Annotated in this window: 21 protein-coding genes; 5 read left to right on the top strand and 16 right to left on the bottom strand. The window is 69.1% G+C overall.

Annotated features, from left to right (window positions below):
* Window positions 1–4 precede the first annotated feature (4 nt).
* From ACFVMC_RS25525 to ACFVMC_RS25515, 3 genes are all read right to left on the bottom strand, one after another.
* Window positions 5–400, bottom strand: coding sequence for a hypothetical protein (locus ACFVMC_RS25525; protein WP_379214232.1), 396 nt, complete (start codon window positions 398–400; stop codon window positions 5–7).
* 128 nt (window positions 401–528) lie between these two features.
* A complete protein-coding gene (locus ACFVMC_RS25520) occupies window positions 529–1,680 on the bottom strand; it encodes a DUF5925 domain-containing protein (protein WP_379214231.1) in 1,152 nt (383 codons plus the stop codon).
* A 76-nt stretch (window positions 1,681–1,756) separates the two neighbouring features.
* The gene (locus tag ACFVMC_RS25515) at window positions 1,757–3,232 is read right to left on the bottom strand and encodes a DUF4419 domain-containing protein (protein WP_379214230.1); all 1,476 of its coding nucleotides are present in this window, start codon (window positions 3,230–3,232) and stop codon (window positions 1,757–1,759) included.
* A 141-nt stretch (window positions 3,233–3,373) separates the two neighbouring features.
* Between ACFVMC_RS25515 and ACFVMC_RS25510 the strand changes: the two genes are divergently transcribed.
* The gene (locus ACFVMC_RS25510; protein ID WP_379214228.1) at window positions 3,374–3,844 is read left to right on the top strand and encodes a MarR family winged helix-turn-helix transcriptional regulator; all 471 of its coding nucleotides are present in this window, start codon (window positions 3,374–3,376) and stop codon (window positions 3,842–3,844) included.
* A 131-nt stretch (window positions 3,845–3,975) separates the two neighbouring features.
* On the top strand, window positions 3,976–4,425 hold the full coding sequence (locus ACFVMC_RS25505; protein ID WP_379214226.1) for a hypothetical protein: 450 nt from the start codon (window positions 3,976–3,978) through the stop codon (window positions 4,423–4,425).
* Here the strand turns inward: ACFVMC_RS25505 and ACFVMC_RS25500 are convergent.
* The 10 genes from ACFVMC_RS25500 to ACFVMC_RS25455 all read right to left on the bottom strand — a co-directional run bounded on the left by ACFVMC_RS25500 (window position 4,384) and on the right by ACFVMC_RS25455 (window position 17,874).
* Window positions 4,384–7,131: a fumarate reductase/succinate dehydrogenase flavoprotein subunit gene (locus ACFVMC_RS25500; RefSeq protein WP_379214224.1), complete on the bottom strand. Its 2,748-nt coding sequence runs from the start codon at window positions 7,129–7,131 to the stop codon at window positions 4,384–4,386. The genes ACFVMC_RS25505 and ACFVMC_RS25500 overlap by 42 nt on opposite strands.
* Window positions 7,132–7,150: 19 nt before the next feature.
* The gene (locus ACFVMC_RS25495) at window positions 7,151–7,939 is read right to left on the bottom strand and encodes an ABC transporter ATP-binding protein (protein WP_379214223.1); all 789 of its coding nucleotides are present in this window, start codon (window positions 7,937–7,939) and stop codon (window positions 7,151–7,153) included.
* Window positions 7,936–8,799, bottom strand: a complete 864-nt coding sequence (locus ACFVMC_RS25490; RefSeq protein ID WP_379214221.1) for an ABC transporter permease — start codon at window positions 8,797–8,799, stop codon at window positions 7,936–7,938. The genes ACFVMC_RS25495 and ACFVMC_RS25490 overlap by 4 nt, the downstream gene beginning before the upstream one ends.
* A 61-nt stretch (window positions 8,800–8,860) precedes the next feature.
* Window positions 8,861–10,276, bottom strand: coding sequence for an ABC transporter substrate-binding protein (locus tag ACFVMC_RS25485; protein ID WP_379214219.1), 1,416 nt, complete (start codon window positions 10,274–10,276; stop codon window positions 8,861–8,863).
* 16 nt (window positions 10,277–10,292) lie between these two features.
* The gene (locus tag ACFVMC_RS25480; protein ID WP_379214218.1) at window positions 10,293–10,520 is read right to left on the bottom strand and encodes a ferredoxin family protein; all 228 of its coding nucleotides are present in this window, start codon (window positions 10,518–10,520) and stop codon (window positions 10,293–10,295) included.
* Window positions 10,520–11,299: a GntR family transcriptional regulator gene (locus ACFVMC_RS25475; RefSeq protein WP_379214216.1), complete on the bottom strand. Its 780-nt coding sequence runs from the start codon at window positions 11,297–11,299 to the stop codon at window positions 10,520–10,522. The genes ACFVMC_RS25480 and ACFVMC_RS25475 overlap by 1 nt, the downstream gene beginning before the upstream one ends.
* 201 nt (window positions 11,300–11,500) lie before the next feature.
* The gene (locus tag ACFVMC_RS25470; protein ID WP_379214214.1) at window positions 11,501–13,285 is read right to left on the bottom strand and encodes an acyl-CoA dehydrogenase; all 1,785 of its coding nucleotides are present in this window, start codon (window positions 13,283–13,285) and stop codon (window positions 11,501–11,503) included.
* Window positions 13,286–13,364: 79 nt separating this feature from the next.
* Window positions 13,365–14,354 carry a 1-aminocyclopropane-1-carboxylate deaminase/D-cysteine desulfhydrase gene (locus ACFVMC_RS25465; protein WP_379214212.1) on the bottom strand — a complete coding sequence of 330 codons (990 nt, stop codon included), beginning with the start codon at window positions 14,352–14,354 and terminating at the stop codon, window positions 13,365–13,367.
* A gap of 235 nt (window positions 14,355–14,589) precedes the next feature.
* Window positions 14,590–14,925, bottom strand: a complete 336-nt coding sequence (locus ACFVMC_RS25460) for a hypothetical protein (RefSeq protein WP_379214210.1) — start codon at window positions 14,923–14,925, stop codon at window positions 14,590–14,592.
* A gap of 57 nt (window positions 14,926–14,982) precedes the next feature.
* A complete protein-coding gene (locus ACFVMC_RS25455; protein ID WP_379214208.1) occupies window positions 14,983–17,874 on the bottom strand; it encodes an AAA family ATPase in 2,892 nt (963 codons plus the stop codon).
* 56 nt (window positions 17,875–17,930) lie between these two features.
* Between ACFVMC_RS25455 and ACFVMC_RS25450 the strand changes: the two genes are divergently transcribed.
* On the top strand, window positions 17,931–19,073 hold the full coding sequence (locus ACFVMC_RS25450; RefSeq protein ID WP_379214206.1) for an epoxide hydrolase family protein: 1,143 nt from the start codon (window positions 17,931–17,933) through the stop codon (window positions 19,071–19,073).
* 42 nt (window positions 19,074–19,115) lie between these two features.
* Here ACFVMC_RS25450 and cysC read toward each other — a convergent pair whose 3' ends face one another.
* The 3 genes from cysC to ACFVMC_RS25435 are packed head-to-tail and all read right to left on the bottom strand — an operon-like array spanning window position 19,116 to window position 22,794.
* Entirely contained in the window at window positions 19,116–20,948 is a 1,833-nt protein-coding gene (cysC, locus tag ACFVMC_RS25445; protein WP_379214204.1) for an adenylyl-sulfate kinase, read from the bottom strand.
* A complete protein-coding gene (gene cysD, locus ACFVMC_RS25440) occupies window positions 20,948–21,880 on the bottom strand; it encodes a sulfate adenylyltransferase subunit CysD (protein ID WP_379214202.1) in 933 nt (310 codons plus the stop codon). The genes cysC and cysD overlap by 1 nt, the downstream gene beginning before the upstream one ends.
* Window positions 21,881–21,912: 32 nt before the next feature.
* Window positions 21,913–22,794, bottom strand: coding sequence for a helix-turn-helix domain-containing protein (locus ACFVMC_RS25435; RefSeq protein ID WP_379214200.1), 882 nt, complete (start codon window positions 22,792–22,794; stop codon window positions 21,913–21,915).
* An 82-nt stretch (window positions 22,795–22,876) separates the two neighbouring features.
* Between ACFVMC_RS25435 and ACFVMC_RS25430 the strand changes: the two genes are divergently transcribed.
* Together ACFVMC_RS25430 and ACFVMC_RS25425 are read left to right on the top strand one after the other, a co-directional pair.
* The gene (locus tag ACFVMC_RS25430; RefSeq protein ID WP_379214198.1) at window positions 22,877–24,055 is read left to right on the top strand and encodes a hypothetical protein; all 1,179 of its coding nucleotides are present in this window, start codon (window positions 22,877–22,879) and stop codon (window positions 24,053–24,055) included.
* Window positions 24,055–24,831 (top strand): SDR family oxidoreductase, encoded by a 777-nt coding sequence (locus ACFVMC_RS25425; RefSeq protein WP_379214196.1) that lies wholly within the window; start codon window positions 24,055–24,057, stop codon window positions 24,829–24,831. Before ACFVMC_RS25430 ends, ACFVMC_RS25425 begins: the two co-directional genes overlap by 1 nt.
* The last annotated feature ends 12 nt before the right edge of the window (window positions 24,832–24,843 follow it).

Raw genomic sequence — 24,843 nt, 5'->3', positions numbered from 1 at the left:
CGGACTATTTCGGCTTCGGTCGATAACTGTCCACCGCGGTGTTGTAGGTGGCCAGCGCGTCAGCGGAGGCTTGTTCGTGCAGCAGATACGCGCGGCCGGCCACGATGAAGGTCTCCATCATGTCGTTCACGACCTCGCGATGCTTGGTCAGCGAGTACTTGAGTGAGGAGTCACCCGTGGTCGCGCGGTCGTTGTAGCGCTTGGTGAGTGCGTCCGCGTCCGCGATGGTGCCGAATCCCTTGACATCGGCGAGCTTGGTGGCCTCGGTGATTGCGCTGTCGAGTTCGGTGAGCATGGCCCCGCACAGCCTCGCGCATTCTTTCGCGGCATCCGGCTTCAGCCGAATGAATTTCCCCTCGGCGGCCTTGGTGAGACGATCGAATTCACTGTCTTCAGCCATCGGTAGATCCTTTGTCCCTCTACGAAATCACCAGCACGATCGCGCACCCATCGTTCATCGTATCGGATACAGCCGCAACTCATCCCGCGGAGGCGCAAAGCCCGGCACGCGAAATCACCTGGGGATACTCACAGGTAGCCGCCGTCGGTGAGCGGTGGCGGCTCGGCGGCGTGGATGCGGTGGCGGTCTTCGCGGGCCTCGATGAGCTCGGCCAGGGACATGCCATCGGGGCCGACCGGGGGACGGGCGCGGTCGATGAGTTCGCGGTCGAGCCAGGCGGTGGCCTCGGCGCTGGAGAGGCGGCCGACCTCCAGTTGGGCCAGGCAGCGGCCCGGGCGGATCACGGCGGGGTGCAGACGCGACAGATTCTCGTTGGTGGTGATCGCGACCAGGACGTCGCGGCCCTGACCGAGCATGCCGTCGGTGAGGTTGAGCAGGCGCGAGAGTCCCTGGCCGGTGGACTCTTTCGCGGAGCCGCGGATCAGTTCGTCGCAATCCTCCAGGACCAGCAGCCGCCAGCGGCGCTTGTGCTCGTCGTAGGTGTCGACGCCCATCGCTACCTCCATGAGGTAGCCGGGATTGGCGAACAGCAGTTCCGGATCGAGCACACAGTCGACCTGACACCACGGCGACCATTCGCGGGCCAGCGCGCGCAGCGCCGAGGTCTTGCCGGTGCCGGGCGGACCGTGCAACAGCAGCAGCCGCCCGTTGACGTCCGCGGCGCGCACCCGCATCAGCCGGTGCATGGCCGCGCCGACCTCCGAGCCGTAGTTGCCCTCGATCTCCGACCACGCCGGTGCACCGATGACGCGTTCGCGGCGCTGCGGGCCGTGCGCACCGTAATGCCAGAAACCCATGCTCACCTGACTCGCATCGGTTTCGGGCTCGACCGTCGCGTCGGTGGTGCACACCTCGAGCACCGTGCGGGCCAGGTCCTTGGTCACGGCACAGACATCGAGTTGCGCGGTGCCGCTGGCGCGCAGGACGACGCGCAGCGTCCAGCCCTCACCGACCGCGAGGAGCGCCTTGGTGTTCTCGTCGTCGCTGGTTCGCAGGATGCGGGCGTCGTCGGGCAGCAGGGAGGCTTCGGGCTTCACGCCGTCGAGTTCGGTCGAGAGGGCATGCGGCTGTTCGCCGTTCACGTAGGGCGCGAGGGCGAGTGCGTCGATGATGTCGCGTGGTGAGTCGGAGTCGTCGAGGTTCATCACCCACGAGAGCGCGGCGGCGGACGGCTCCTCGCGGCCGACGAGCCGAAGGCGTTCTGGTGGTACCGAGGTCATTTCGATGATCATCCGGGCATCCGCCCGCGCGGTCCACCCAATTTCCGGCGGACCGCGTGATCCACGCCGCTCTCGCTTATCCGGGGAGGCCGGTCCCGGGGTCGGGCGCGGTGCGCGGTGCGCGGCCGTCGTGGTCGAGCGCGTCCAGGAGCAGGTGCGGCAGCGAGGTGCCGCAGGCGCGCGTCTCGGTGGAACCGTCGAGCCGGCACCGGAACCAGGTGGTGGTCATGGAATTCGAGGCGAGATGGATTTCGTCGAGTGCGCCGAGGCCGGTCCCGTCGGCGAGCTCGATCATTACCCGGATCGAGCGGTAGGTGCCGGGGACGGGAATCGTGCGATGCTCGGTGAGAGGCAGGATGCGCCAGGCGCCGTCGAACAGCGACGCCGAGCCGATCCGGCGGTAGAGCGCCAGCACGTCGGCGGCGGCGCTGTCGCGCAAGCGTGTGCCCGGGACCGGCTCGGTGACGGTGTGCTCGTCGATGATCCGGTCGATCACCTCGTCGATGTCGGGCGGCGCGAGCTCCAGGTACCAGCCCGGCAGTGGTCGCAGTGCCCCGTCCGCGTCCTGGGCCACGCCGACCAGCCCCGCCCGCAGCGCGACATCGCAGGTGGATTCGGCGCTGTCGGCGACGGTGATGACGGCGCGGGAGAGGGTGGCGGGGACAGTGACGCTGGCAAGCCCGGGCCCGTCGTAGAAGCCGCGGCGCTCGACGGTGATGTCGCGCGGTTCGCCCACCGGCAGCTCGAGCATCGGGTTCGGGAAATCGTAGGTGCCGTCGCTGCCGCCCTGGAGATAGGGGAACAGTCGTGTGATCCAGCCGGTGATCGCGTGCCCGCCGTAGGCGTCGACCGGGTTGTAGATCCGCTGCCAGAACTCGATGTCGGGTTTTCCGGCCGCCGCCTGGACGAACTGATCGGCGATGGGCCACAGGGAACGGCACCAGGTTTCGAGTCCGAAGCCGGCGATCCGGTCGATCCGGTCACGAATTCGCTGCCAGTCCTCGACTGTGCCGGTCAGCGTGATCGAGGGGATACCGCAGATGCACAGCAGCCACATCGCGAAGTACTCGGAGTAGGCGTCCAGCGCGACGACGCGCCCCGCGACCTGCTCCACGGTCGTGCTGGTGGAGAAGTCGCATTCGAACAGGTCGCTGTGCCGCGCCGCGGCGGCCAGCGCCTGATCGAACAGCGTGACCACCTCGGCCCACGCCACCTGATCGGTGGGCATAGGCCCGTCGATCGCGACCGCGAGCACGGCCCGGCCGGTGTGGTCGACCAGTCGTGGCCGCAGTTCCTCGGCGTGCAGCCGGATATGGCGGGCCACGCCCTCGGCGATGGTGAGCCACACCGCATCCGGCGACAGCACCAGCGGCCGATGGTCGGCGAAGGCCCGGCCCACCGCGCTCAGGAGCGGATGCACCCCGTCCTGTTCCAGCACCGCGGTCATCGGATCGCCGCCCAGCACCAGCGCGTCCGGATAGTGCGTACCCAGCGGACGGGTGGGCAGCGGCTCGGCCGCCGGTGTCACCGCGTCGACGCGGAATGTCGTCATGATCTGTCCCCGTTTCCGTCTGTTCGGACCCCGCCGCCATTGTGCCGCCGCCGCGCGCGCTCGGCCATCGAATTCACGACCCCCGAATCGGGGGCCGAGTATTGCCTTTCGGGCCGACTCGAGCGGTCGTACAGTGCAGATATGCCTGAGGAAGCGAACGACGTCGATCCGCTCGCGCTCACCGCACAGCTCTGCTTCGCCCTCTACTCCGCCTCACGGTCGATGACAGCGGTCTACCGCCCGTACCTGGACGCGATGACGATCACCTATCCGCAGTACCTGACGCTGCTGGCGCTGTGGCAGCGGCCGGGTATGACGATGAAGGAGCTGGGCGAACAGCTGCGCCTGGACTACGGCACGGTCTCGCCGCTGATCCAGCGTCTGACCGAGCACGGGCTGGTGGAGAGCACGCGGAATCCGAACGATCGGCGGGCCGTGCAATTGCGGTGCACGCCAGCGGGTCTGGCGCTGCGCTCGCGCGCGCAGGACATGATCGGCCATGTGCTGGCCGATATCGAGTGGTCGCCGGAGCGCCTGATCTCGCTGCGTGACCAGGTGAACGCGCTGGGTACGCGCCTGGACACGGTCCTCGCGGTGCGCGCCGAGACCTGACCCGCGGTGCGGGTGCGCAGATTCACCGATTTCTGTGAGTTAGCCGAGCCCATCGGTGGTACTCCGGGGGTGTGGATACCCGGCGCCGAGTTGAAGGGAGCGGTCCTCGAATGACCCCGAGGCCGGTTCCCGTGCCAGAGCCGTTGCCATCCAAGGACCAGCTGCTGGCGGCGTTACGCGGTCACTATCTGCTGGGCCCGCTGTGCGCGCAGGCCTTCGAGCTGGCCGAGTTGCACCGGCAGCGCCGGGACCGGCCGGAGCAGTCGGCCCGGCTCGAGCCCCGTCGCCGTGAGTTGACCGAGCAGATCGACGCCTGGACCGCGACCGCGCTGCCCGAGCCGCGCCCGGGTGCGCGCCTCACCCCGGAGCGCCTGAGCGTGGTGATCGACCGAATGGCCGATGCCTCGGAGTTGGCGTTCCGCTTGCTCATGACCATCGATCCGGGCAGCGACGAGATGCATCACGCGTGGACCCGGCTGGCCGAACTCGAAATCGCCTACGGCGAACTGTCCGCCGACCTGCTGTCCGGGCACCGGCGACTACCCGATGACCGCGCGCCGGTCTCCGGCCTGCCCGGCTGATCCGTCGAGCGCGCCGGGCGGTCGTCCGGGGCCGGGCTGGACCAGGGCGCGCCGGGCGTAGGCGCGCACGTCGGCGTCGGTGTCCTCGACTGCCCGGCGTAGCGCGTCCTGCGCGGCGGTCAGGTCCGACCAGCCGGACAGGGCGAGCACCGCGGCCTTGCGTACGTCCAGGTGCGGATCGTCCAGTGTGTCGCCGAGCGCGGGGACGGCGGCGCCGGGCGCGGCGCCCGCGAGCCCGCGGGCCGCGCCGACCCGGACCTGCCAGGCCGAATCACGGAGGGCGGCAGTCAATCCCGTGAGATCGGAGTCCGCGGTGCCGAGTGCGCCGAATGCCGCGAGGGCCGCCGCGCGCACCAGCGGGTCCCGGTCGGCGACCAGCACGCGGACCACCTCGTGTCCGCCGTCGCCGATCGTGGCCAGGCCCTGGGCAACCGCGATCCGCACCTCCCGGTTCACGTCCGCCGCGGCCGCAGCGACCGTGTCCCGCTCGTTCAGCGACACCAGCGCGCGCACCGCATCGATGCGCACTCGGTGATCCGAATCCGCCAGTGCCGCTGCGAATATCGGCGCATCACCGGCTTTCAGGGCGCGGAGCAGGTCGATCACGGTCGCCCGGACCAGCGGATCGGGGGAGTGGAGGTGTTCGCGCAGACCGGCTGCCGAGGGCAGTACCTCGACCAGTTCACGCAATCCCGCGGCGGCGGCGCGCCGCACCGACGGTGCGGGATCGCGCAGTGCCCCGACCAGGATCGGCGCGAAGTCCTCGGGTGTGTTCTCGGTCAGTACCGCGAGCGCGGCCACCCGGACCTGCGCGTCCACGTCACCCAGGTACTCCGAAAGATCCTGCACCGTCGGGGAATCCAGCGACAGCAGGCCGACCAGGCGCGGGGACGGCGGTGTCGCGGGTTCGGGCCGGGGCGCGACGGAGGTCTGCGGCGGCCGCTGCCCGACCAGTGCGGGCTGCTCGACCGCGAGCGCGGTGTCGTCGGCTCCGGGCAGGTCGTCCAGCCCCGGCACCGGCACCAGGTAGGGCGCGATCGGACGCTTCAGGAATTCCATCGCACCGGAGGCGTTCTTACGCAGATTCAGGTGATACCGCCACTGCTGATCGTCGCGTTCGGGCAGGTCGGCGCGATCGTGGTAGAGCCCCCAGCGGGATTCGGTGCGGGTCAGCGAGCTGCGCGCGGCCATCTCGGCGCAGTCCCGGATGAAGGAGACCTCGGCGGCGCGCATCAGCTCGTGCGGGGTGCGCGCGCCGATTCCGGCCACATCGCCGCGCATCCGCTCGAAGGTCTCGACCGCGATCGAGAGCTTGGCGGCCGTCTTGGGCGGTGCGACATAGTCGTTCACGAAGCGGCGCAGTTTGTACTCGACCTGCGGTTGCGGCGGGCCGTCCGGCTGCCGCAGCGGCCGGTAGACGAGCTCGTGGGCGGCGGCGAGCTGATCGGCGGGCAGCTCGGCGGGGGCTGGGAGCTCGGCGAGCGTGCTCGCGGCGTGGGCACCCGCGAGATCGCCGAAGACGAACGCGCCGATCATGTAGTTGTGCGGCACGCAGGCCAGGTCCCCGGCCGCGTAGAGGCCGGGCACCGTGGTGCGGGCGTGCTCGTCGACCCACACGCCGGACGCGGAATGACCACCGCACAAACCGATCTCGGAGATGTGCATCTCGATATCGTGGGTGCGGTAGTCGTGACCGCGATTGGCATGGAAGGTGCCGCGGGTGGGTCGCTCGGTGGTGTGCAGGATGCCCTCGAGCGTGTCCAGGGTCTCCTCGGGCAGGTGCGAGACCTTCAGATAGATGGGGCCGCGCGCGGATTCGATCTCCCGCTTCACCTCGGCCATCATCTGCCCGGACCAGTAGTCGGAGTCCACGAAGCGCTCGCCGCGCGCGTTGACCTGGTAGCCGCCGAACGGATTGGCGACATACGCGCAGGCGGGTCCGTTGTAATCCTTGATCAGCGGATTGATCTGGAAGCACTCGATACCGGAGAGCTCCGCGCCCGCGTGGTAGGCCATGGCGTAGCCGTCGCCCGCGTTGGTCGGATTCTCGTAGGTGCCGTACAGATAGCCCGAGGCGGGCAGGCCGAGCCGCCCGCAGGGCCCGGTCGCGAGGATCACCGCTTTCGCGCCGACGGCCACGAATTCACCGGTGCGCGTGTGCAGGGCGGCGGCACCGACGGCGCGGCCGTCCTCGGTGAGTACCCGCACCGGCATGAGCCGGTTCTCGATCCGGATCCGCTCGCGCATGCTGCGCTGGCGCAGTACGCGATACAGCGCCTTCTTCACGTCCTTGCCCTCCGGCATGGGCAGGACGTAGGACCCGGAGCGATGCACCCGGCGTACCGCGTACTCGCCGTATTCGTCCTTCTCGAATTTCACTCCGTAACGCTCCAGCCGCTGCACCATGGCGAAACCGCGGGTGGCGGTCTGGTAGACGGTGCGCTGGTCGACGATGCCGTCGTTGGCTCGGGTGATCTCGGCGACGTAATCCTCGGGCTCGGCCTTGCCCGGGATGACGGCGTTGTTCACGCCGTCCATGCCCATGGCCAGCGCGCCGGAGTGCCGCACGTGCGCCTTCTCCAGGAGTAGCACCGACGCGCCCGCCTCGGCCGCGGTCAGGGCGGCCATCGTGCCCGCGGTGCCGCCGCCGATCACCAGGACATCGCAGTCCAGACGGGCAGTATCGGCAAGATCGGGAATTTCCATGGGGGAGAACACCATTCGGTCAGAGGGCGGCGAGCTCGGACTCACCGAGCGCGGCGATGATCTCGGCGCGCGCGGCGGTCCGGTCGACGCCGGGGGTACGGGGATTCGGCACCTCGAGCAGAGCGCGCAGCGGTCGGCCGGCGCGGCCGAGCACCGCCACCCGGTCGCCGAGCAGCAGGGCCTCGTCGACGTCGTGGGTGACGAAGACGACCGTGGTCGGATGGGTCCGCCAGGTGTCGATGAGCAAACGCTGCATCGTGTTCCGGGTCTGCGTGTCCAGCGCGCCGAAGGGTTCGTCCATCATGACCGCGCGTGGCGCACCGGCCAGGCCGCGCGCCAGCTGCACCCGCTGCCGCATGCCGCCGGAGAGGTTCTTCGGCAGGTAATCGGCGAACCCGGTGAGGCCGATCTCCTCGATCCACCGCTCGGCGAGCGCTCGGCGTCCCGGTTTCGGTTCGCCTCGAAGTCGCAGTGCCAGCTCGATATTGGCACGCACCGTCTTCCACGGCAGCAGTGCGTTGTCCTGGAAGACGACGGCGCGATCACGATCGGTCCCGGTCACCTCGCCGCCGTCGGCCAGGACCCGGCCCGCATCGGGCCGCAGCAGTCCGGCGATCGCGCGCAGCACGGTGGATTTGCCGCAGCCGGACGGTCCGGTGAGCACCAGGATCTCGCCCGGTCGCACCTCGAGCGACAGCTCGGCGATGATCGGGGCTCCGCCGTAGGACAGGCGGAGCCGATCCAGCCGCAGGCTCAGCCCGGTGGTAGCCGGACCGGCGATGTCGAGTTCGTCAGCGGCGCTGCTCATTTCGCGATCTCCTGGACCCGCGGCAGCCAGTGCGTGACCCGGCGGCCGATCAGTTCGACGGCGGCGGAGGTGGTGTAGCCCAGCCCGCCGATGGTGATGATCCCGACGAAGACGCCCGGATAGTCGACGATGGTGTAGGCCTGCCAGGTCCGATAGCCGACACCGAGCCGGCCGGAGATCATCTCGGCCGACACCACACAGATCCAGGCCACGCCGATCCCGACCGACAGCCCGCTGAACACGCCGGGCAGGCTGCCGGGCACGACCACCCGCCACAGCACGTCCCAGCGGTTGCCGCCCAGTGTGCGCACCGAGTCCTCCCAGAGGGTGGGCAGGGCGCGCACCGCGTGCCGGGTGGACACCATGACCGGGAAGTACGCGGCGACGAAGGTGATGAACACGATCCCGGCCTCGTCGTCCGGGAACATCAGGATCGCCACGGGCACGATCGCGATGGCGGGAATGGGCCGGGCCAGTTCGGTCAGCGGGCCGAGGATATCGGCGAACCAAGCCGAACGGCCCAGCGCGACACCGGTTGCCACGCCGAGCACGGCGGCCAGACCGAAGCCGGTCAGGATGCGGATCAGGGACTGCCCGAGATCCAGGAAGAACACCTCCGTCCCGAGCTGGTGCCGGAACGCCCGCAGGATCTCGATGACGGTGGGCAGGGTGTCGAAGCGCACCCAGAGCCGAATGTCGTTGCCGGTCAAGAACTGCCAGGCCGCGAGCGCTGCGAGCACCGAGCCCGGTCGCACTATCCGGGACCGCCAGGTCGATCGATTCGCCCGTGAACCGCGCGCGACGGCCGCCTGACGGTTCGGCTCCGCCGCGATCTCCAGCGGCGCGGTGGTGGTACTCATCGCCCGGTCCCGGTGCGCGTCAACGATGCACGGGCCACTCCGGCGGCCGGTCGGTGGGCGGTCATGATCGCACCTCGTTCACGGCCTGGTCGTAGCCGACGGACACGCCGGTCGGGTGGGCGGCCAGGTAGCGTGCTGCCGCGGCGGAGGTCGTGAAGGGCAGGTAGTTGTCGCCGTCGCGGACCCACAGGGCCTTGTCGGCGAACCAGCGGGTGCCCAGTTCGGCATCCGGCACGTAGGCGGCGCGCACCGTTCTGCCCTGGGCACGAGCCTGTCCGATCGCACGCAGCAGGCTGGTCGGATCGGCGGCCACCTGGGTGCCCGGCTGGTCGGCGAACCAGATCTCACCGGCCAGCGCCGGTTCGGTGACCGGGGAGTTCAGCAGTGGATCGGTGCCCCGGACCGGCGCCGGGTTGGCGGTCGCCGCCAGCGCGCTGTCGTAGTTCAGCCCGCGCTCGGCGAAAGCCTTGCGCAACGCGGTGTCGTCGACGAACTCGTCGATATCGAGCTCGGCGAAGTCGCCGATCGACTTCAGATAGGCGACATCGTCTTTCAGCGTCGCCACCAGTCGCGATTTGATCGTGGTGTCGAAGGAGGTGCCACCGGGGCCGTTGTAGAGGTACACGACCTCGGCTGGGAGGCCCGAATTGTCGGCCACGATCTGGGCTGCCTCGAGGGGATTTTCGTTGAGGAACTGGGTGGCGTCCAGTTGCGCCTGCAGGAAGGCATCGAGCACCTCCGGGTGCTGGGCCGAGTAGTCGCGGCGTGCCACTACCGCGTGGAAGGTCGGCACGTTCAATTCCGCGCCGTCGTAGAGCAGCTTGGCCTTGTTCTGGAAGACCAGCAGCCCGGGCCAAGCCACGAATTGCGAAAGAGCTTGCACCTGACCGGATTCCAGTGCGGAGGCCCCGATCTGTGGTTGCTGATTGAGCACCTCGACGCCGGACCTCGGATCCACCCCGGCCCGGGTCAGCGCCTGCACCAGCGTGCCGTGCCCGGCCGAGCCGACGCTGGCGGAGAACTTCTGGCCGGCCAGATCGGTAAGGCTGCGCGCCGTCGAATTCAGCGGGACCACAACCATATTGAGCGCGCCACGGGGGTTGTAGCCGGTCACCGAGACGAGCGCGGTCTTCGCGCGCTCGCTGGCCTGGGTGCGGGAACCGTTGATCAGCACCGGATAGTCGCCCATGGAGCCGATATCGATTTTCTCCGCCACCATCTGGGCGGTGATCGGCGCGCCGGTGTCGTAGTCCTGCCACTGCACCCGGTACTTCTTGCCGCCCGGTCGATTCAGCCGCTGCTCCAGGAATCCCTTGGCGCGCAGCAGCGTTCCGGCCGTGACGGTATTGATGGTCTTGGACTGGTAGCCGATGACCACCTCGACGGTGTCACCGTCGGCGGTGGCCTGCTCCAGCGAGCAGCCGGTCAGCGCGAGGGCCGCGGCGAGCAGGACAGGGGCGAAACGTGGTCTCTTCATGGGGCTTTCCGGTTCTTCAACGCAGCAGGTACGGCATATTGACGGTGACGGCGCCGGTGGGGCAGCGGGCCGCGCAGGGCCCGCAGTACCAGCACTCGTCGACATGCATGAATGCCTTGCCGTTCTCGGGATCGATGGCCAGGGAATCGAGCGGGCAGATCTCGACGCAGAGGGTGCAGCCCTGGATACACAGGGATTCGTCGATCGTGACCGGGATATCGGCACGCTGGTCGGCGAGCGCCATCAGATGACCTTCCATTCGGGTGTGGCGCGGGTCAGGTTGCCGCGCATAGTGATTCGGTCGCCGCGCATGCGGATGAACTCCAGGTCCACGGGCGTGCCGTCGTCGAGGTGGGTGAGCCGCTCGAGCATCAGCAGTGGTGCGCTCGCGGGCACGTCCAGGGTGGCGGCGGTGTGCGGGTCGGCGGCCACGGCCTCCAGGGACAGATCGGCCGAGCCGAGGCGCTGTCCGCTGATCTGTTCGAGCAGCACGAAGATGTCGGTGGTCGCCAGATCGTGCTCGAGCACCTGTGCGCCGATCTCGGGGGTGAGATAGGTCAGGTCCAGGCTCAGCGGGAGGTCGGCGAGGTAGCGCAGGCGCTCCAGGTAGACCACGCGCGCACCGGGTTCCAGGCCGAGGCGGCGGGCGACCGTGGGTGGTGCGCTGATCCGCAGGGCGGCGCGCACCTCGTTGCGGACGGTGCCGTGGCCCTGGAATGTCTCCTGGAGACCGAGCAGCGCGTCGAGGCCGTGATCGTATTTCCGGGTGGCGATCCGGGTACCGACCTTGGGCAGGCGTTCGATCAGGCCCTCGTCCTTGAGCAGGGTGAGTGCCTCACGGACGGTGTTGCGCGAGGCGTCGTGCTCGGCGGCCAGGTGCTGCTCGCTGGGGAGCACGTCGCCGAAGGTGCCCGCGTGGATCTCCTGGCGCACCAGATCGGCTACCCGGCGTGCCTGATCGGCGCGCAGCCGACGCACCGGCGCGGGTGCTCTCTCATCGCCCTGTGGGTCCCTGACCTGCATGAACAGTGACGATAGTGGGGTTCGCGGCGGGCACCGCCCGTCCTCGGAGCCGAATTCGTCCCAGCACTTGCATTGCGCCGGTCGGGTCCGGGCGTCACCTGGGCAAACAGCGGTCCCCGCCGGGTTTACGCCACCTCGTCGGGCACACCGGTAGTTCGGATCACGGGGATTCCAATGCGGGAATCCCCGTGCCCGGTGGAGTCAGAACCAGGTGTCGCGCATCTGCAGCGTGGTGCGATCGCCTGCGGCGAGCAGGTCCAGCTGCGGCCCGGTCCGGGGCAGCTCGTAGGTGAAGAAGTAGCGGGCGGCGGCGCGTTTGCCGTCGTAGAAGTCGCCGTCGCGTCCGGCGGCGGCGAGCAGTTGTTCCAGCCAGATCCAGGCGAGGACATGATGGCCGAAGGCTTCCAGGTAGACGGTGGCCTGCGCCAGCGCCGCGGCGGGATCGGCGAACATCGCGGCGGTGACGGCGAGCAGCCGCTGCCACGAGGTCTCCAGCTGTGCGCCGAATTCCGCCGCCGCGCCACCGGTTTCGGCCGCGCGGCGCACCGTGCCGGTGAGCTGCTCGGTGAGTAGGCGCAGGCTCGCACCCTCGTGCTGGATCACCTTGCGGCCCAGCAGATCCAGGCCCTGGATACCGTGCGTGCCCTCGTGGATCGGGTTCAGCCGGTTGTCGCGGTAGTGCTGTTCGACGTCGTATTCGCGGGTGTAGCCGTAGCCGCCGTGCACCTGGATGGCCAAGCTGTTGGCCTCCAGGCACCACTGTGCCGGCCAGCTCTTGGCGACACCGGTGAGGATCTCGAGCAGCAGCGTGTGTTCGCGTGCTCGCTCGGGGTCGGTGCGGGCCAGATCGACCAGGCGGTTGCAGTACAGCAGCAGCGCCAGCGCACCTTCGACGTAGGACTTCTGGGCCAGCAGCATCCGCTTGACATCGGCGTGCTCGATGATCGGAATCTGCGGTGTGGCCGGGTCTTTCGCGGTGATCGCACGGCCCTGGTGGCGCTGGCGGGCGTAGTCGAGCGACTTCAGGTAGCCGGTGTAGCCGAGCGCGGTCGCGCCCAGGCCGACGCCGAGGCGGGCCTCGTTCATCATGTGGAACATGTAGGACAGACCGCGATGCGGTTCGCCGACCAGGTAGCCGACCGCGCCGGGCGCGCCGTCGGGCGTGTGCTTGCCCTCGCCGAAGTTGAGCACGGTATTGGTGGTGCCGCGATAGCCCATCTTGTGATTCAGTCCGGCCAGCACCACATCGTTGCGCGACCCGAGCGAACCGTCCTCGCCGACCAGATATTTCGGCACGACGAACAGCGAAATTCCCTTGGTGCCGGCCGGCCCGCCGGGGATCTTGGCCAGCACCAGATGCACGATGTTCTCGGTGAGCTCGTGATCGCCGCCGGAGATCCACATCTTCGAGCCGAACAGGCGGTAGGTGCCGTCCTCTCGCGGTTCGGCCCGGGTGACGATATCGGCCAGCGAGGATCCGGCCTGCGGCTCGGACAGGCACATGGTGCCGGTGAACCGGCCCTGGACCATCGGCCGGACGAAGCGATCGATCTGTTCGGGCGTGCCGTGCGCGGCGAGTAGATTCGCGTTGCCGACGGTGAGGAACAGGTAGCCGGTGGTGCCGACGTTGGCGGCCTGGAAGTAGCCGAACCCGGCGGCCTCCACCGTCGCCGGCAGTTGCATACCGCCGATCGCGGTGTCCATCGCCGCACCGATCAGATCGGCCTTGGTGAAGGCCTCGACCGCCGCCTTCACCTCCGGAATCAGGGTGACGCGCTCGCCGTCGAAGCTGGGTTCGCTGGCATCGGCCAGCTTGTTGTGCGGGGCGAAGTACTGGGTCGCCAGGTCCTCGCACAGTTCGAGGAAGCCGTCGAAGGTTTCCCGGGAATGCTCCTCGAATCGGGGGAGCGCGGTCAGTTCCTGAACGCGCAGCCATTCGTAGAGCAGGAACTCGAGGTCCCTGCGGGAGAGCAACGTCGAACGCACGGGCAATCCTCTCGCACATGATCCAAGGGTTAATTTGATACGTTACTACGTACGTGTCGCCTTTGGATCCCCAGTCGGGTCAGCGGGGGCCGTAGGTGTTGAGGAAGACGGTCGGGCCGTCCAGCTCACCGCGCGCAGAGAGATCGGTGATGGCGGCGAAAGCCTTCGCGGTATAGACGGTTTCGAGGTGCAGGCCGACCATGCCGGCCCGGTCGCGGGCCGCGATGGCCGACAGCGTCTCGTGGCCGTAGCCCGGGCCGAGCCAATCGCGCAGCATGGTGACATCCGCGGGCGTCAGCCCGCTGGGCTCGAGCTGGGCGCCGCGCTCGCGCAGCACGTCCTCGGCGCGCAGGGCCAGGCCGACGATGTGCTTGGCCGACAGCGGCAGCGTGTCGTTGACGACGACGCCGAGTACCCGGGTGCGCAACCCGGCCAGGCGCAGGCCCAGGGCCAGACCCGCCGCGGTGCCGCCGGAGCCGACCGCGGTGACCAGGTGCGCGGGCTCGGGCAGCTCGCCCGCCCGGATCTGGGCGGCCAGCTCCAGTGCCGCCTCCACGTAACCGAGCGTGCCGATCGGGGACGACCCGCCGACCGGCAGGACGTAGGGGAGCTTGCGGCCGTTGGCATGTCGCAGCAGCAACCACGGCGCGGACAGGGTGGTGCGGAGCTTGGAGTGGGTGCGGTGCAGGGTCGCGCCGGAGGCCTCGAGCCGGGCCAGCTGCGCGCGGACGTGATCGTCGAGCGGCTGGTCGACCAGGGCCAGGGCCACCTCGAGTCCCTGTTCACGGCCGTAGAGCGCGGCCGCCAAACCCCAGTTGGTGCCCGTCGCGCCGGCGGTGACGATGCTGCGTGCGCCGCGCCGCTGCGCGTCGGGCAGCAGCCACTCCAGCTTGCGGACCTTGTTGCCGCCCCAGCCGCCGGATCCGTACCCGCTCTCGTCCTTGCACCACACCGGAGTCCGGATACCCAGCGGCAATTCGCGCACCGGCGTGGGGGTGTCGCCGAGGCGGAGGAAGGGTAGCTCCGCCGCTACTTCGGGAAAGCGCTGGTGCAGTAGGGAATCCGTCACTGTTCCTCCTCGGGCCGCGTCGTTGGTCGAATCTATACGACGCGGCCGGACGAATCCGAGACCGCCGACCTGGTTTTCGACCTGCTGGTCTCCCGCGCACTGGTCCGCGGCCTCGTGCACGGTACGACGACCTCGACGCCTTCTGTATCCGCACTGCCGATGCGCTGACCATCCTGATCAACGTCGCCGTCCAGCTCCCGTGGCGTCTACGCCGTAGCCCTGGGTGGCGGGTGATTCAAGGCAGGACTCGCTGGGTCAGCGCTTGCCGCAGTGGAATGCCACGACGCTGCGCGTACTGCCTGCGCCGCCGGACATCACCCGGTGTGCGCGGGCGGAAACCCGGTCCGCCGCAACAGGACTTGTGGAATCCGACGCCCGCGCCCAGCAACTCCGACAGGACGCGCCAGGCGCGGGAGTCGTTGCGTCGAGGCGCGGCGAAGGCAGAACCGACATGGATCAGTTCCGCGCCGCAGCGCGGGCAGATCCGCGCGTGCGCACAAGCCCCGGGGTAGGACTGCTTGTAGGACCGCCGACACGGCAAGCACACATACGACGTTCGCGCCAGACCCATGCGGCAAGGTTAGGGCGTGGGCCCCGGCGCGGGCGAGGGAATTACCGGCCGCTCGGCTCAGGTGAGGAGGTTGTGGTGGTGGGCGAGGGTGGCGGCTTCGGTGCGGGTGGTGGCGGAGAGTTTGGTGAGGATGCGGGAGACGTGGACGCCCGCGGTGTTGGGGCTGATGAACAGTTCGGTGGCGAGTTGGCGGTTGCTGAGGCCCTGGGCGACGAGGCGCAGGACCTCGAGTTCCCGGGCGGTGAGGCCGAAAGTGCGGGGCGTGGGGGCAGCGGGCGCGGGGGTGTCGTCGAGGGACAGGCCCGCGCGGTCGGCGACGTCGCGCAGCGTGCCGCCGAGTGGGTGAGCGCCCAGGCCGGCGGCGAGAGTGGCTGCGGTGCGCAAGGATTCGTGCGCGGCGGCGCGATCACCGGCCGACAGTGCGGAGCGGGCGTGGGCGAGGAGGGTGTGGGCGCGGTCGAACGGCTGGGGGATATCGGCCCAGGCGGCGAGGGCCGCCCGCCAGGAATCGGGGGTGGTGGCGGTGCAGGTCGCGTGGTGGGCGGCGTCCAATGGGGTGGTCACCGGCAGTTTCGCGATGTAGGGCGCGAGATCGACCGGCAGACCGGCGATTCGGGTACTGCGGGCGAGCAGCGTCCAGACCTCGTGCGGGTATTCGGCGATCGCGTCGCCGTCCAGCGCGCTGGTCATGAGCCGCGCGGCGAGCGGCGGGTCGGCCTGTGCGAGTTCGACACGGAGACCGGACAGTTCGAGCCGGTACTGCCCGACCCAGCCGGAATCTCCGAGCAGATCCGCGGCGGCAGCGGTCGACTCACCCGCGAGTTCGAACTCGCCGCGCGACACCGCGATGCGCGCCCGGCACAGCTGTAACGCGGCGGCCGCCAGCGACGGCAGCGGTTCGCCCAGCGTCTCGGTGATCAACTCCTCGGCCTGCTCCCATTCCCCGAGCGCCGCCAACGCCTGCGCCCATTTCACCAGGAGAATCGGCCCACGCGCGGCCCGCTGGAACCCGGCGTCCGCCGCCCGCAACCCATCCCGGATGCTCTGGATCGCCGCGTGATGCGCACCGGCATTGACCTGTGCGGCCGCCTGCCAGGTCAGCACCGACACCACCGTCTGCCCGTCGCGCGCGACCTCCGCGGCGGCACGCGCCCGCGCGAAGTAGGTCATCGAGGTGGTCGAATCCTCCTCGGCCAGACCGAGATACGCGAGGGCGCGCGCAGTGAGCATTCCTCGGCGCGTTGTGCCTCGGTGATCCGATGCCGGTGCCTCGGCGATCGCGAGTACGGCTTCGGCGTGCGCGCGGGCCGGTGCGGGATTGCCCGCGAAGACCTCGGTGGCGGCGAGTTCGGCGTGGATCTCACCGCGGAGCATGGACGGCGGGTCGGCGGGCAGGAGGGACAGTGCGTGCTGGAGATCGTCGCGGCCGCCGGTGCCGTCCTGGTTGCGGAGTTGGGCGCGCAACCGATGCAGGCTCGCGGCGCGCAGCGGGTCGGCGGCCGAATCCACCTGGGCCAGAGCCTCGTTCGCGGCTTCGATGCCGCGCGGTATCGACCCGATCCGGCAGCAGGATTCGACCAGATGCTCCAGGACGGTGCGGCGGTCGACCGTCGCCGACCAGTAGTCGATGACATTCGCCGGGGCGGAGTCGAGACGGATCGCCGCCCCGTCGGCGGCCTGATCCCACACGCGCAGCACGGTTTCCAGATGGTGCAGCCGCTCGGGGTGCGCGCCGCTGCCGTCGGCCAGCGCGGCCGCCGCCAGCGCGGATTCCAGCGCGGTCCGGAATTCGCCCGCGGCACAGGCATGCCGGGACAGCACAGCGTGCACGCGCTCGCCGTCGAGTAACGACGGACGCTCGCGCAACACCTCGGTCACCCGGGCGTGCAGCCGGGTGCGCTCGACCGGCAGCAGATCCTGGTACACGGCCTCGCGAATGAGCACGTGCCGGAACTCGTAGCCGGTATCGGTGGCCGTCAGGATGTGGTGATCGATCAACTGCCGCAGGGAGTTTCGCAGTGCACCGCCGGATCGATCGGTGGCCGCGGCCAGCAGGTCGTGGTCGACGGGGGAGTCGAGGACCGCCGCGAGGCGCAGCACCGCGCGCGAGTCGTCCGCGAGGTCGGCCTGGGCCGCCAGCAGTAGTTCGCTCAGCTCGGCGGGCGTGTCCTCGGGCGAGCCGCTCAGCGCCTCCACGAACAGCGGGTTGCCGCCGCTACGGGCGAAGACCCGCGCGATCAGCGCCGGATCGGGTTCGCGCCCGAGTAGCGCGGCCAACTGCCGGCCGACCTCGTGTCTGGTCAATGGTTCGGGCGTGATGATCCGCACCGCGGGGGTGCGGCCGAGTTCGGCGACGAGCCTGCGCAATACCGGCGAGCCCGCCGGGCGATAGGTGCCCAGGATCAGCGCCCGCGGTTCGGCGAGGTTCGCGGCCAGGAACGCGAGCAGCTCGAGGCTGGACTCGTCGGCCCAGTGCAGGTCCTCCAGCACCAGCACCGCCGGAAGCTGTTCGAGCAGGGCGAGCAGTTCACCGAAGAGCCGCAGCGGATCGGATGCGCCGGCGGCCGATTCCTCGGCCAGTTCCGGCAGCCAGGCGGCCAGCGCGGGCCGCGACGGCAGCAGCGCACGCAGGCTCGCTACGCCGAGTTCGCGCACCAGTGCCCGCGACACCGCGAGGAACGGCGCGAACGGCACACCGGCATTGCCGAATTCGGGGCACCGCCCACTCAGCACCAGGGTGCCCGAGGGCCGCCGCGCGACGAACTCCGCCACCAGCCGCGACTTCCCGATCCCCGCCGCACCCGCCACCAGCACGGCCCGCACCCGCGCATCCGCCGCTGCCCGCAGCAGCTCCGCCAACTCGTTGCCGCGGCCCACGAACACACCGCTGGCCGAAACACGCACCACCCCGTCGATCATGCTCGACTTCGGCCCGCTCGCCAACCGCACGAAATAACGAATCCTCGTGATGTGCGATGCCCCTCTTTACCCGAAGTATTACTCCCATGAGCGACAACGACATCCGCCCCTTCCGCATCGACATTCCGCAAGCCGACCTCGACGATCTGCGCGAGCGCCTCGCCCGTACCCGCTGGATCGACGAGGTGCCGGGCGCGGGCTGGGAGCGCGGCGTGCCCACCGCGTATCTGAGGGAGCTGGCGGGCCACTGGGCCGAGAAATTCGACTGGCGTGCGGTGGAGGCCGAGCTCAACGCCCACCCGCAGTTCACCACCACGATCGCCGGTCAGAACCTTCACTTCCTGCATGTGCGGTCACCGCACGCGGACGCGATCCCGCTGCTGCTGATCCACGGCTGGCCCAGTTCGGTCGTGGACTTCCTGGATCTGATCGGCCCGCTGACCGATCCGAGTGAGCCCGGGATGCCCGCCTTCCACCTGGTGATTCCCTCGCTGCCGGGCTATGGCTTCTCCGGTCCGCTCACCGAACTCGGGTGGAACGACGGGAAGGTCGCGAGCGCGTTCGCCGAACTCATGGCTCGCCTTGGCTACGACCGCTACGGCGTGCAGGGCGGCGACCACGGCGCGTTCATCGCCCCGGTGCTGGCCCGCGTGGACGCCGAGCATGTACTGGGCGTGCACGTGAACGCCCTGGTCACCTTCCCGACCGGTGATCCGGCGGACTTCGCCGCGCTCACCGAGGCCGAGCAGGGGCGCTTGGCCGCGATGAAGCGCTTCCAGGACGACGGGGCCGCCTACATGAACCTGAAGGGTTCGCGGCCCGGCACCATCGCGCAGGCGCTGGCGGATTCCCCGACGGGGCAGCTGGGCTGGATCGTGGAGAAGTACCGGGAGTGGAGCGATCAGAGCCGGCCGCTCGAGGACGCGGTCGACCGGGATCGGATGCTGGCGAATGTGAGCATCTACTGGTTCACCGAGACCGCGCGCAGTGTCGCCAACTATTACTACGAGCGTTTCCACGACGCGAGCATGTTCGCGCCGAAGGCCAAGGGCACGGTGCCGACCGGTGTCGCGGTGTTCAAGGACGGCGACTACGCCATCCGGCGGTTCGCGGAGCAGGCGCACACCGTGACGCATTGGTCGGAGTTCTTCTCCGGCGGGCATTTCCCCGCGCTCGAGGTGCCTGAGCTGCTGGCCGGGGACATCCGGGAGTTCTTCGGCTCCCGGTGACCCGGGCGGCGAGGCGGCGGGCGATCACCCGCCGCCTCGCGGTCAGTCCAGGTCGGTGAGCCGGGCGATGATCGCCTCCGCCATGGCGGCGGGATCACCGTCGGCGGGCCGCAGGATCAGATCGGGATGGGCGGGCGCTTCGTAGGGCGCGTCGATTCCGGTGAAACCTCGAATCTCCCCGGCCCGGGCCTTGGCGTACATGCCCTTGGGGTCCCGGGATTCGCAGATCTCCAGGGGCGTGTCGACGAACACCTCGACGAACCCGATGCCCGCGGCCTCGTGCACCGCCCGTGCCCGCTCGCGATCGGCCGCGAACGGGCTGATCAGCGAAACGACCGCTACCGCACCGGATTCCGCGAACAGCCGGGCGACTTCGCCGACGCGCCTGATGTTCTCGACCCGGTCCGCGTCGGAGAACCCGAGATCGGCATTGAGTCCGTGGCGCAGATTGTCACCGTCGAGCAGGAACGCGGGGCGACCGGCAGCCACCAGTCGCCGCTCCAATTCGACGGCGACCGTGGACTTTCCGGACCCGGACAGCCCGGTCAGCCACACCGTGAGCCCGCGGGTGGCGCGCTCGTCGCGGCCCACCGCGGTGGAATGCCACACCACCCGGGCCGAGGGCAGGGTGGGCCCGGTGATCATGCCGGCGGCCACGGTGTTCCCGGTGGACTCGTCGACGAGAATGAAACTGCCCGTACCCCGATTGCGCCGGTAGGGATCGAACAGCAGCGGTTGCCGGGTGCGCAGCTGGATGCGGCCGATCTCGTTGAGCGAGAGCGCGTCCGCGTGCTCGTCGCGGTGCAGGGTGTTCACATCGAGGCGATAGTCCAGGCTGCGCACCTCGGCGGTGACCGCGCGCGTGGTATGGCGCACTGTGTAATTCGCGCCAGGGGTGAGCTGGGAGTCCTCGGCGAACCAGCACACCATGGCGTCGATATCGCGCCCCACCAGCGGGCGGTTCGCGGGGCGGCAGATCAGGTCGCCGCGGGAGATGTCGATCTCGTCGGCCAGTTGCAACGTCACCGCCTGTGGCGGAAAGGCTTCCGCGACCGGCGCGCCACCGGGACCCCAGATGGCCGTGACGGTCGTGGTGCGGCCGGAGGGCAGTACCGCGACCTCGTCACCGGCCTTGAACACCCCGCCCGCGACGGTGCCGGCGTAACCGCGGAAATCCTGTGCGTGACTGCGGGTCACGTACTGCACCGGGAAGCGGGCGTCGATCAGGTTCCGGTCCGAGGCGATGTGCACCTCTTCGAGATGGTGCAGCAGGGGAGTGCCTTCGTACCAGGGCATGCTGGTCCCGCGATGCACGATATTGTCCCCGTGCAGCGCCGACATGGGGACGAAGCTCAGATCGGAGACGTCGAGTTTCATGGCGAAACCGGCGAATTCCTCGCGAATCTCCTCGAATCGCTGTTGCGACCAGTCGACCAGGTCCATCTTGTTCACACACAGCACCAGGTGCGGGGTACCGAGCAGTCCGGCCAGGAAGGCATGGCGGCGAGTCTGCTCCACCACACCCTTGCGCGCGTCGACCAGGATCAGCGCCAGATCCGCGGTGGACGCGCCGGTCACCATATTGCGGGTGTACTGGATGTGCCCGGGGGTGTCGGCAATGATGAATTTGCGTCTGGGCGTGGCGAAATAGCGGTGTGCGACATCGATCGTGATGCCCTGTTCGCGTTCGGCGCGCAGTCCGTCGGTGAGCAGCGCCAGATTCGGGTAGGCATCGCCGCGGTCGCGGCTGGTGCGCTCGACCGCCGCGAGCTGATCGGTGAAGATGGTCTTGGAGTCGTAGAGCAGGCGGCCGATCAGTGTGGACTTCCCGTCGTCCACACTGCCCGCCGTGGCCAATCGCAGCAGCGTCGTCATCAGAAGTAGCCCTCTCGCTTGCGATCTTCCATGCCGGCCTCGGAGATCCGGTCGTCGGCGCGGGTGGCCCCGCGTTCGGTGATCCGGGTGGCGGCGACCTCGGTGACCACGGCTTGCGGTGTAGCAGCGGCGGATTCGACGCAGCCGGTGCAGGTGGCATCGCCCACGGTGCGAAACCGCACGGTCGCCTCGAAGGGCTCCTCGCCGTCGAGCAGCTGAAGAAAACGGGTGTGCGCCAACAGCATTCCGTCGCGTTGCACCACCGGGCGGCGATGCGCGTAGTACAGCGGCGGCAGGTCGATGCCCTCGGCCGCGATGTAGTGCCAGATGTCGAGTTCGGTCCAGTTCGACAGCGGGAACACCCGAATGTGTTCGCCTCGACGGTGTCTGCCGTTGTAGAGGTTCCACAGTTCGGGCCGCTGGTTACGCGGATCCCACTGCCCGTATTCGTCGCGGAAACTGAAAACCCGCTCCTTGGCGCGGGCCTTCTCCTCGTCGCGGCGCGCGCCGCCGAAGACCGCGTCGAACTCGCCCTCGCGGATGGCGCGCAGCAGCGTGGCGGTCTGTAGGCGATTGCGTGAGGCGCGCGGCCCGGTCTCCTCGGTGACGCGTCCGGCGTCGATATCGTCCTGCACACTGCCGACCACCAGCCGCAGCCCGTACTTCGCGACCGTGCGATCGCGGTAGTCGATCACCTCGTCGAAATTGTGCCCGGTGTCGATGTGCAGCACCGGGAACGGTAGCGGCGCGGGCCAGAACGCCTTCGCGGCCAGGTGCAGCATGACCACCGAGTCCTTGCCGCCGGAGAACAACAGCGCTGGGCGTTCGAAAGTCGCGGCGACTTCCCGGAAAATGTGTGCCGACTCGGCCTCGAGCGCGTCTAGATGGGGTAGCTCGTAGGTGCTCGCCGTCGACTTCGCGTACTGGCTCACGGATCAAAACTAGAACACGTTTCGGGCAGCGGTCAATGGGCAGGCCGCCGCCCGCCGGACGCCTCGGTCACCGCGTCGGCCGCCGCCGCGAGCACCTTTCCGCGCCGGTCGATCTCGGCTCCGGTGATCGCCGCGCCGACATGCATGGTCAGCACCATGTTCTGGCGTCCGTCCCCGCCGTAGGTGGGCGCCGCCAGCAGGCTCACCCCGTGCTCCTTGCGCGGGCGCAGATCGGTGCCGAGGTAGACCCGCTCACCCAGGCTCGTCACCAGCTCAGCCACCAATTCGCGCAGCTCGTCGGGCAATTCGCGGGCGGCGGCGCCGGCCAGCAGCGAATAGAGTTTGCCGCCCGCGGCGGTCAGGCTCTCGACCAGATAGCCCCGCTCGCGGCACTCCGCGACCACCTGCCGCAGCCGGGTCTCGTCCTGGCGGACGGGCACGGTGGGCGGCTTGGCCAGCCATGCGTCGAACGCGGCGGGGGTATCCCAGAGCACGTACATCAGGCCCACCGGCGGCGCGAAATGATAGGACGCCCCGACCTTCACCATGCCCGGCCCGGTGCTCTCCAGCACCATGATCTGGTCGCCGACCACGGCCGACGCGGTGCAGGTCGTGCGGTATCGAGCGCTGAGTTCGGCCAGTTCGGCGCGGGCGATGGCGGAGATGGCGAAGCTGTCCTGGGCGACTCGACCGGCGGCGATGAGTGCCGGGCCGAGCCCGTAGGTGAGCGTGCCCGGGTCGCGCACCAGGTATCCGGCCGCCGCGAGTTCGGTGAGTATGCCCAGGCAGGTGGGCTTGGCGAGGTCGAGTTCGCGGGCGAGTTCGGAGAGCCCGAAGCGCTTGCCGCGCTGTTCGACGAGGAAATCCAGCACCTGCACCACCCGGGTGGTCGGTGCGGATCGGCGGGCAACCATGGACAACTCCTAGAACAGGTTCTAATCTTTCTGGTATCGAAATGTACCAGAGCGGTACATTATTGGAACACTGGAGATGCCCTTGACCGAGCCTGCCTCGCTGACCCAGCCGTTTGCCGCCGCGATCGCCGCGGCCGAGCAGATCATCACCAGCGCACCACACATCCGCACCGAGCAGGACCTGATCGAGGGCTTCGACTACCTCGCGGGCAGTATCCGCGCTTCGCTCCAGATGGCCTGGGCCTACGAGCGCGACTTCCCGTTCTTCGTCCAGTCCACCGGGCCGTACACGAAGATGGGCCTGGACAATCCGGACACCCTGTACTTCCACGCCTACCTGCGCCCGGACGCGGAATACGTGGTCACCGGCAGTCGAGGCACGACCCGCGACCTGAGCTTCCAGGTGCTCAACGGCGACTACTCGCCGGTCGACGTGCCCGACAGCCTCACCGCGTTCGACGATCGCGACCTCGACATCGCCGCCGACGGCAGCTACGAGATCCGCTTCGGTCCGGGCGTGCCGCGCCCCGGCTACGTCCAGCTGGGCGCGGACGCGGCCATGCTGGTGGTGCGGGAGGTCTTCAGCGACTGGGCCACCGAGCGGCCGGGCACCATCCGGATCCAGCGGGTCGACAAGATCGGCGACGCGCCGCCGCCGCTGACCAAGGATCTGCTGACCAAGCGCTACGGCGTGGCCGGCAAGATGCTGGTGTCCCGGCTCAATACCTTCCTGGCCTTCCCGAAGTGGTTCTATCTGAACCTGCCGGTCAATACGATGACCGAACCCCGGCTCACCCCGGGCGGGCTGTCCACCCAGTACTCCTCGGCCGGGCACTACGAGCTCGACGACGATCAGGCGCTGATCATCACCGTGCCGAAATCCGACGCGCCCTACCAGGGGTTCCAGCTCGGCAGCATGTGGTACCTGTCGCTGGACTACATCAACCACCAGACCAGCCTCACCGCAGATCAGGCGCACGTCGACCCGGACGGCAAGATCCGGCTGGTGGTCAGCGAACGGAATCCCGGTCTGGCCAACTGGATCGAGCGCACCGGGCACGATCGCGGGTATGTGCAGTTCCGCTGGCAGCGAGTCGCACGGGAGATGAAGCCCGAGGACGGACCGACCGTGGAGGTGGTCTCGGTCGAGGAGATCGCGCAGCGGCTGCCGTTCTACGAGGAGGCCCGGATCACGCCCGAGCAGTGGCGCGCGCGGATCGCGGCACGGCAGGTGGCGGTCGCGGAGAGGATGCAGGGCTGATGTTGTTGCAGGACAAGGTGGTTGTGGTCTCGGGCATCGGCCCGGGGCTGGGCCGGGCGATCGCGGTGCAATGCGCGCGGGCGGGCGCGGACGTGGTCGTGGCATCCCGCACCGAATCCCGGTTGCTCGAGGTGGCCGAGGAGATCAAGGGCCTGGGCCGCCGGGCGCTGCCGGTGCCGACCGATATCGACGACGAGGCGGCCGTAGCGAATCTGGTGGCGGCGGCGCAGGCGGAGTTCGGCCGGGTCGACGCGCTGGTCAACAACGCCTTCGCCATGCCGCCGATGGCCGACCTCGCCCAGGTGGACCTGGACCAGCTGCGCGCCGCCTTCGAAACCAATGTACTTGCGGCCCTGCGAATGACGCGCTCCTTCGCCCCCGCTCTGGCGGAATCGAATGGCTCGGTCGTGATGATCAACTCGGCGGTGCTGCGGCACTCGCGCCGCCCGTTCGGCCCGTACAAGATGGCCAAGACGAGCCTGCTGGCGATGGCGCAGAGCCTGGCCACCGAACTCGGGCCGCAGGGCATCCGAGTGAATTCGGTTGCGCCCGGGTATATCTGGGCCGAGAACCTGAAGATGTACTTCGACTACCTGGCGCAGAAGCGCGGCATCACCCCGGAGGAGGTGTACGCCGACACCGCCAAAACGCTCGATCTGCGCAAACTGCCCGAGCCCGACGAGATCGCGGACGCCGTCGTCTTCCTGGCCTCGCCCATGGCACGGGCGATCACCGGGCAGTGCCTGGACGTCAACTGCGGCGAATACCACCACTAGAAGTTCTGAGGA

The organism is Nocardia sp. NPDC127579, from assembly GCF_042672005.1.
Lineage (GTDB): Bacteria > Actinomycetota > Actinomycetes > Mycobacteriales > Mycobacteriaceae > Nocardia.
Note: the sequence above shows the minus strand (reverse complement) of the source record. Positions and strands in the feature narration are given on the sequence as shown.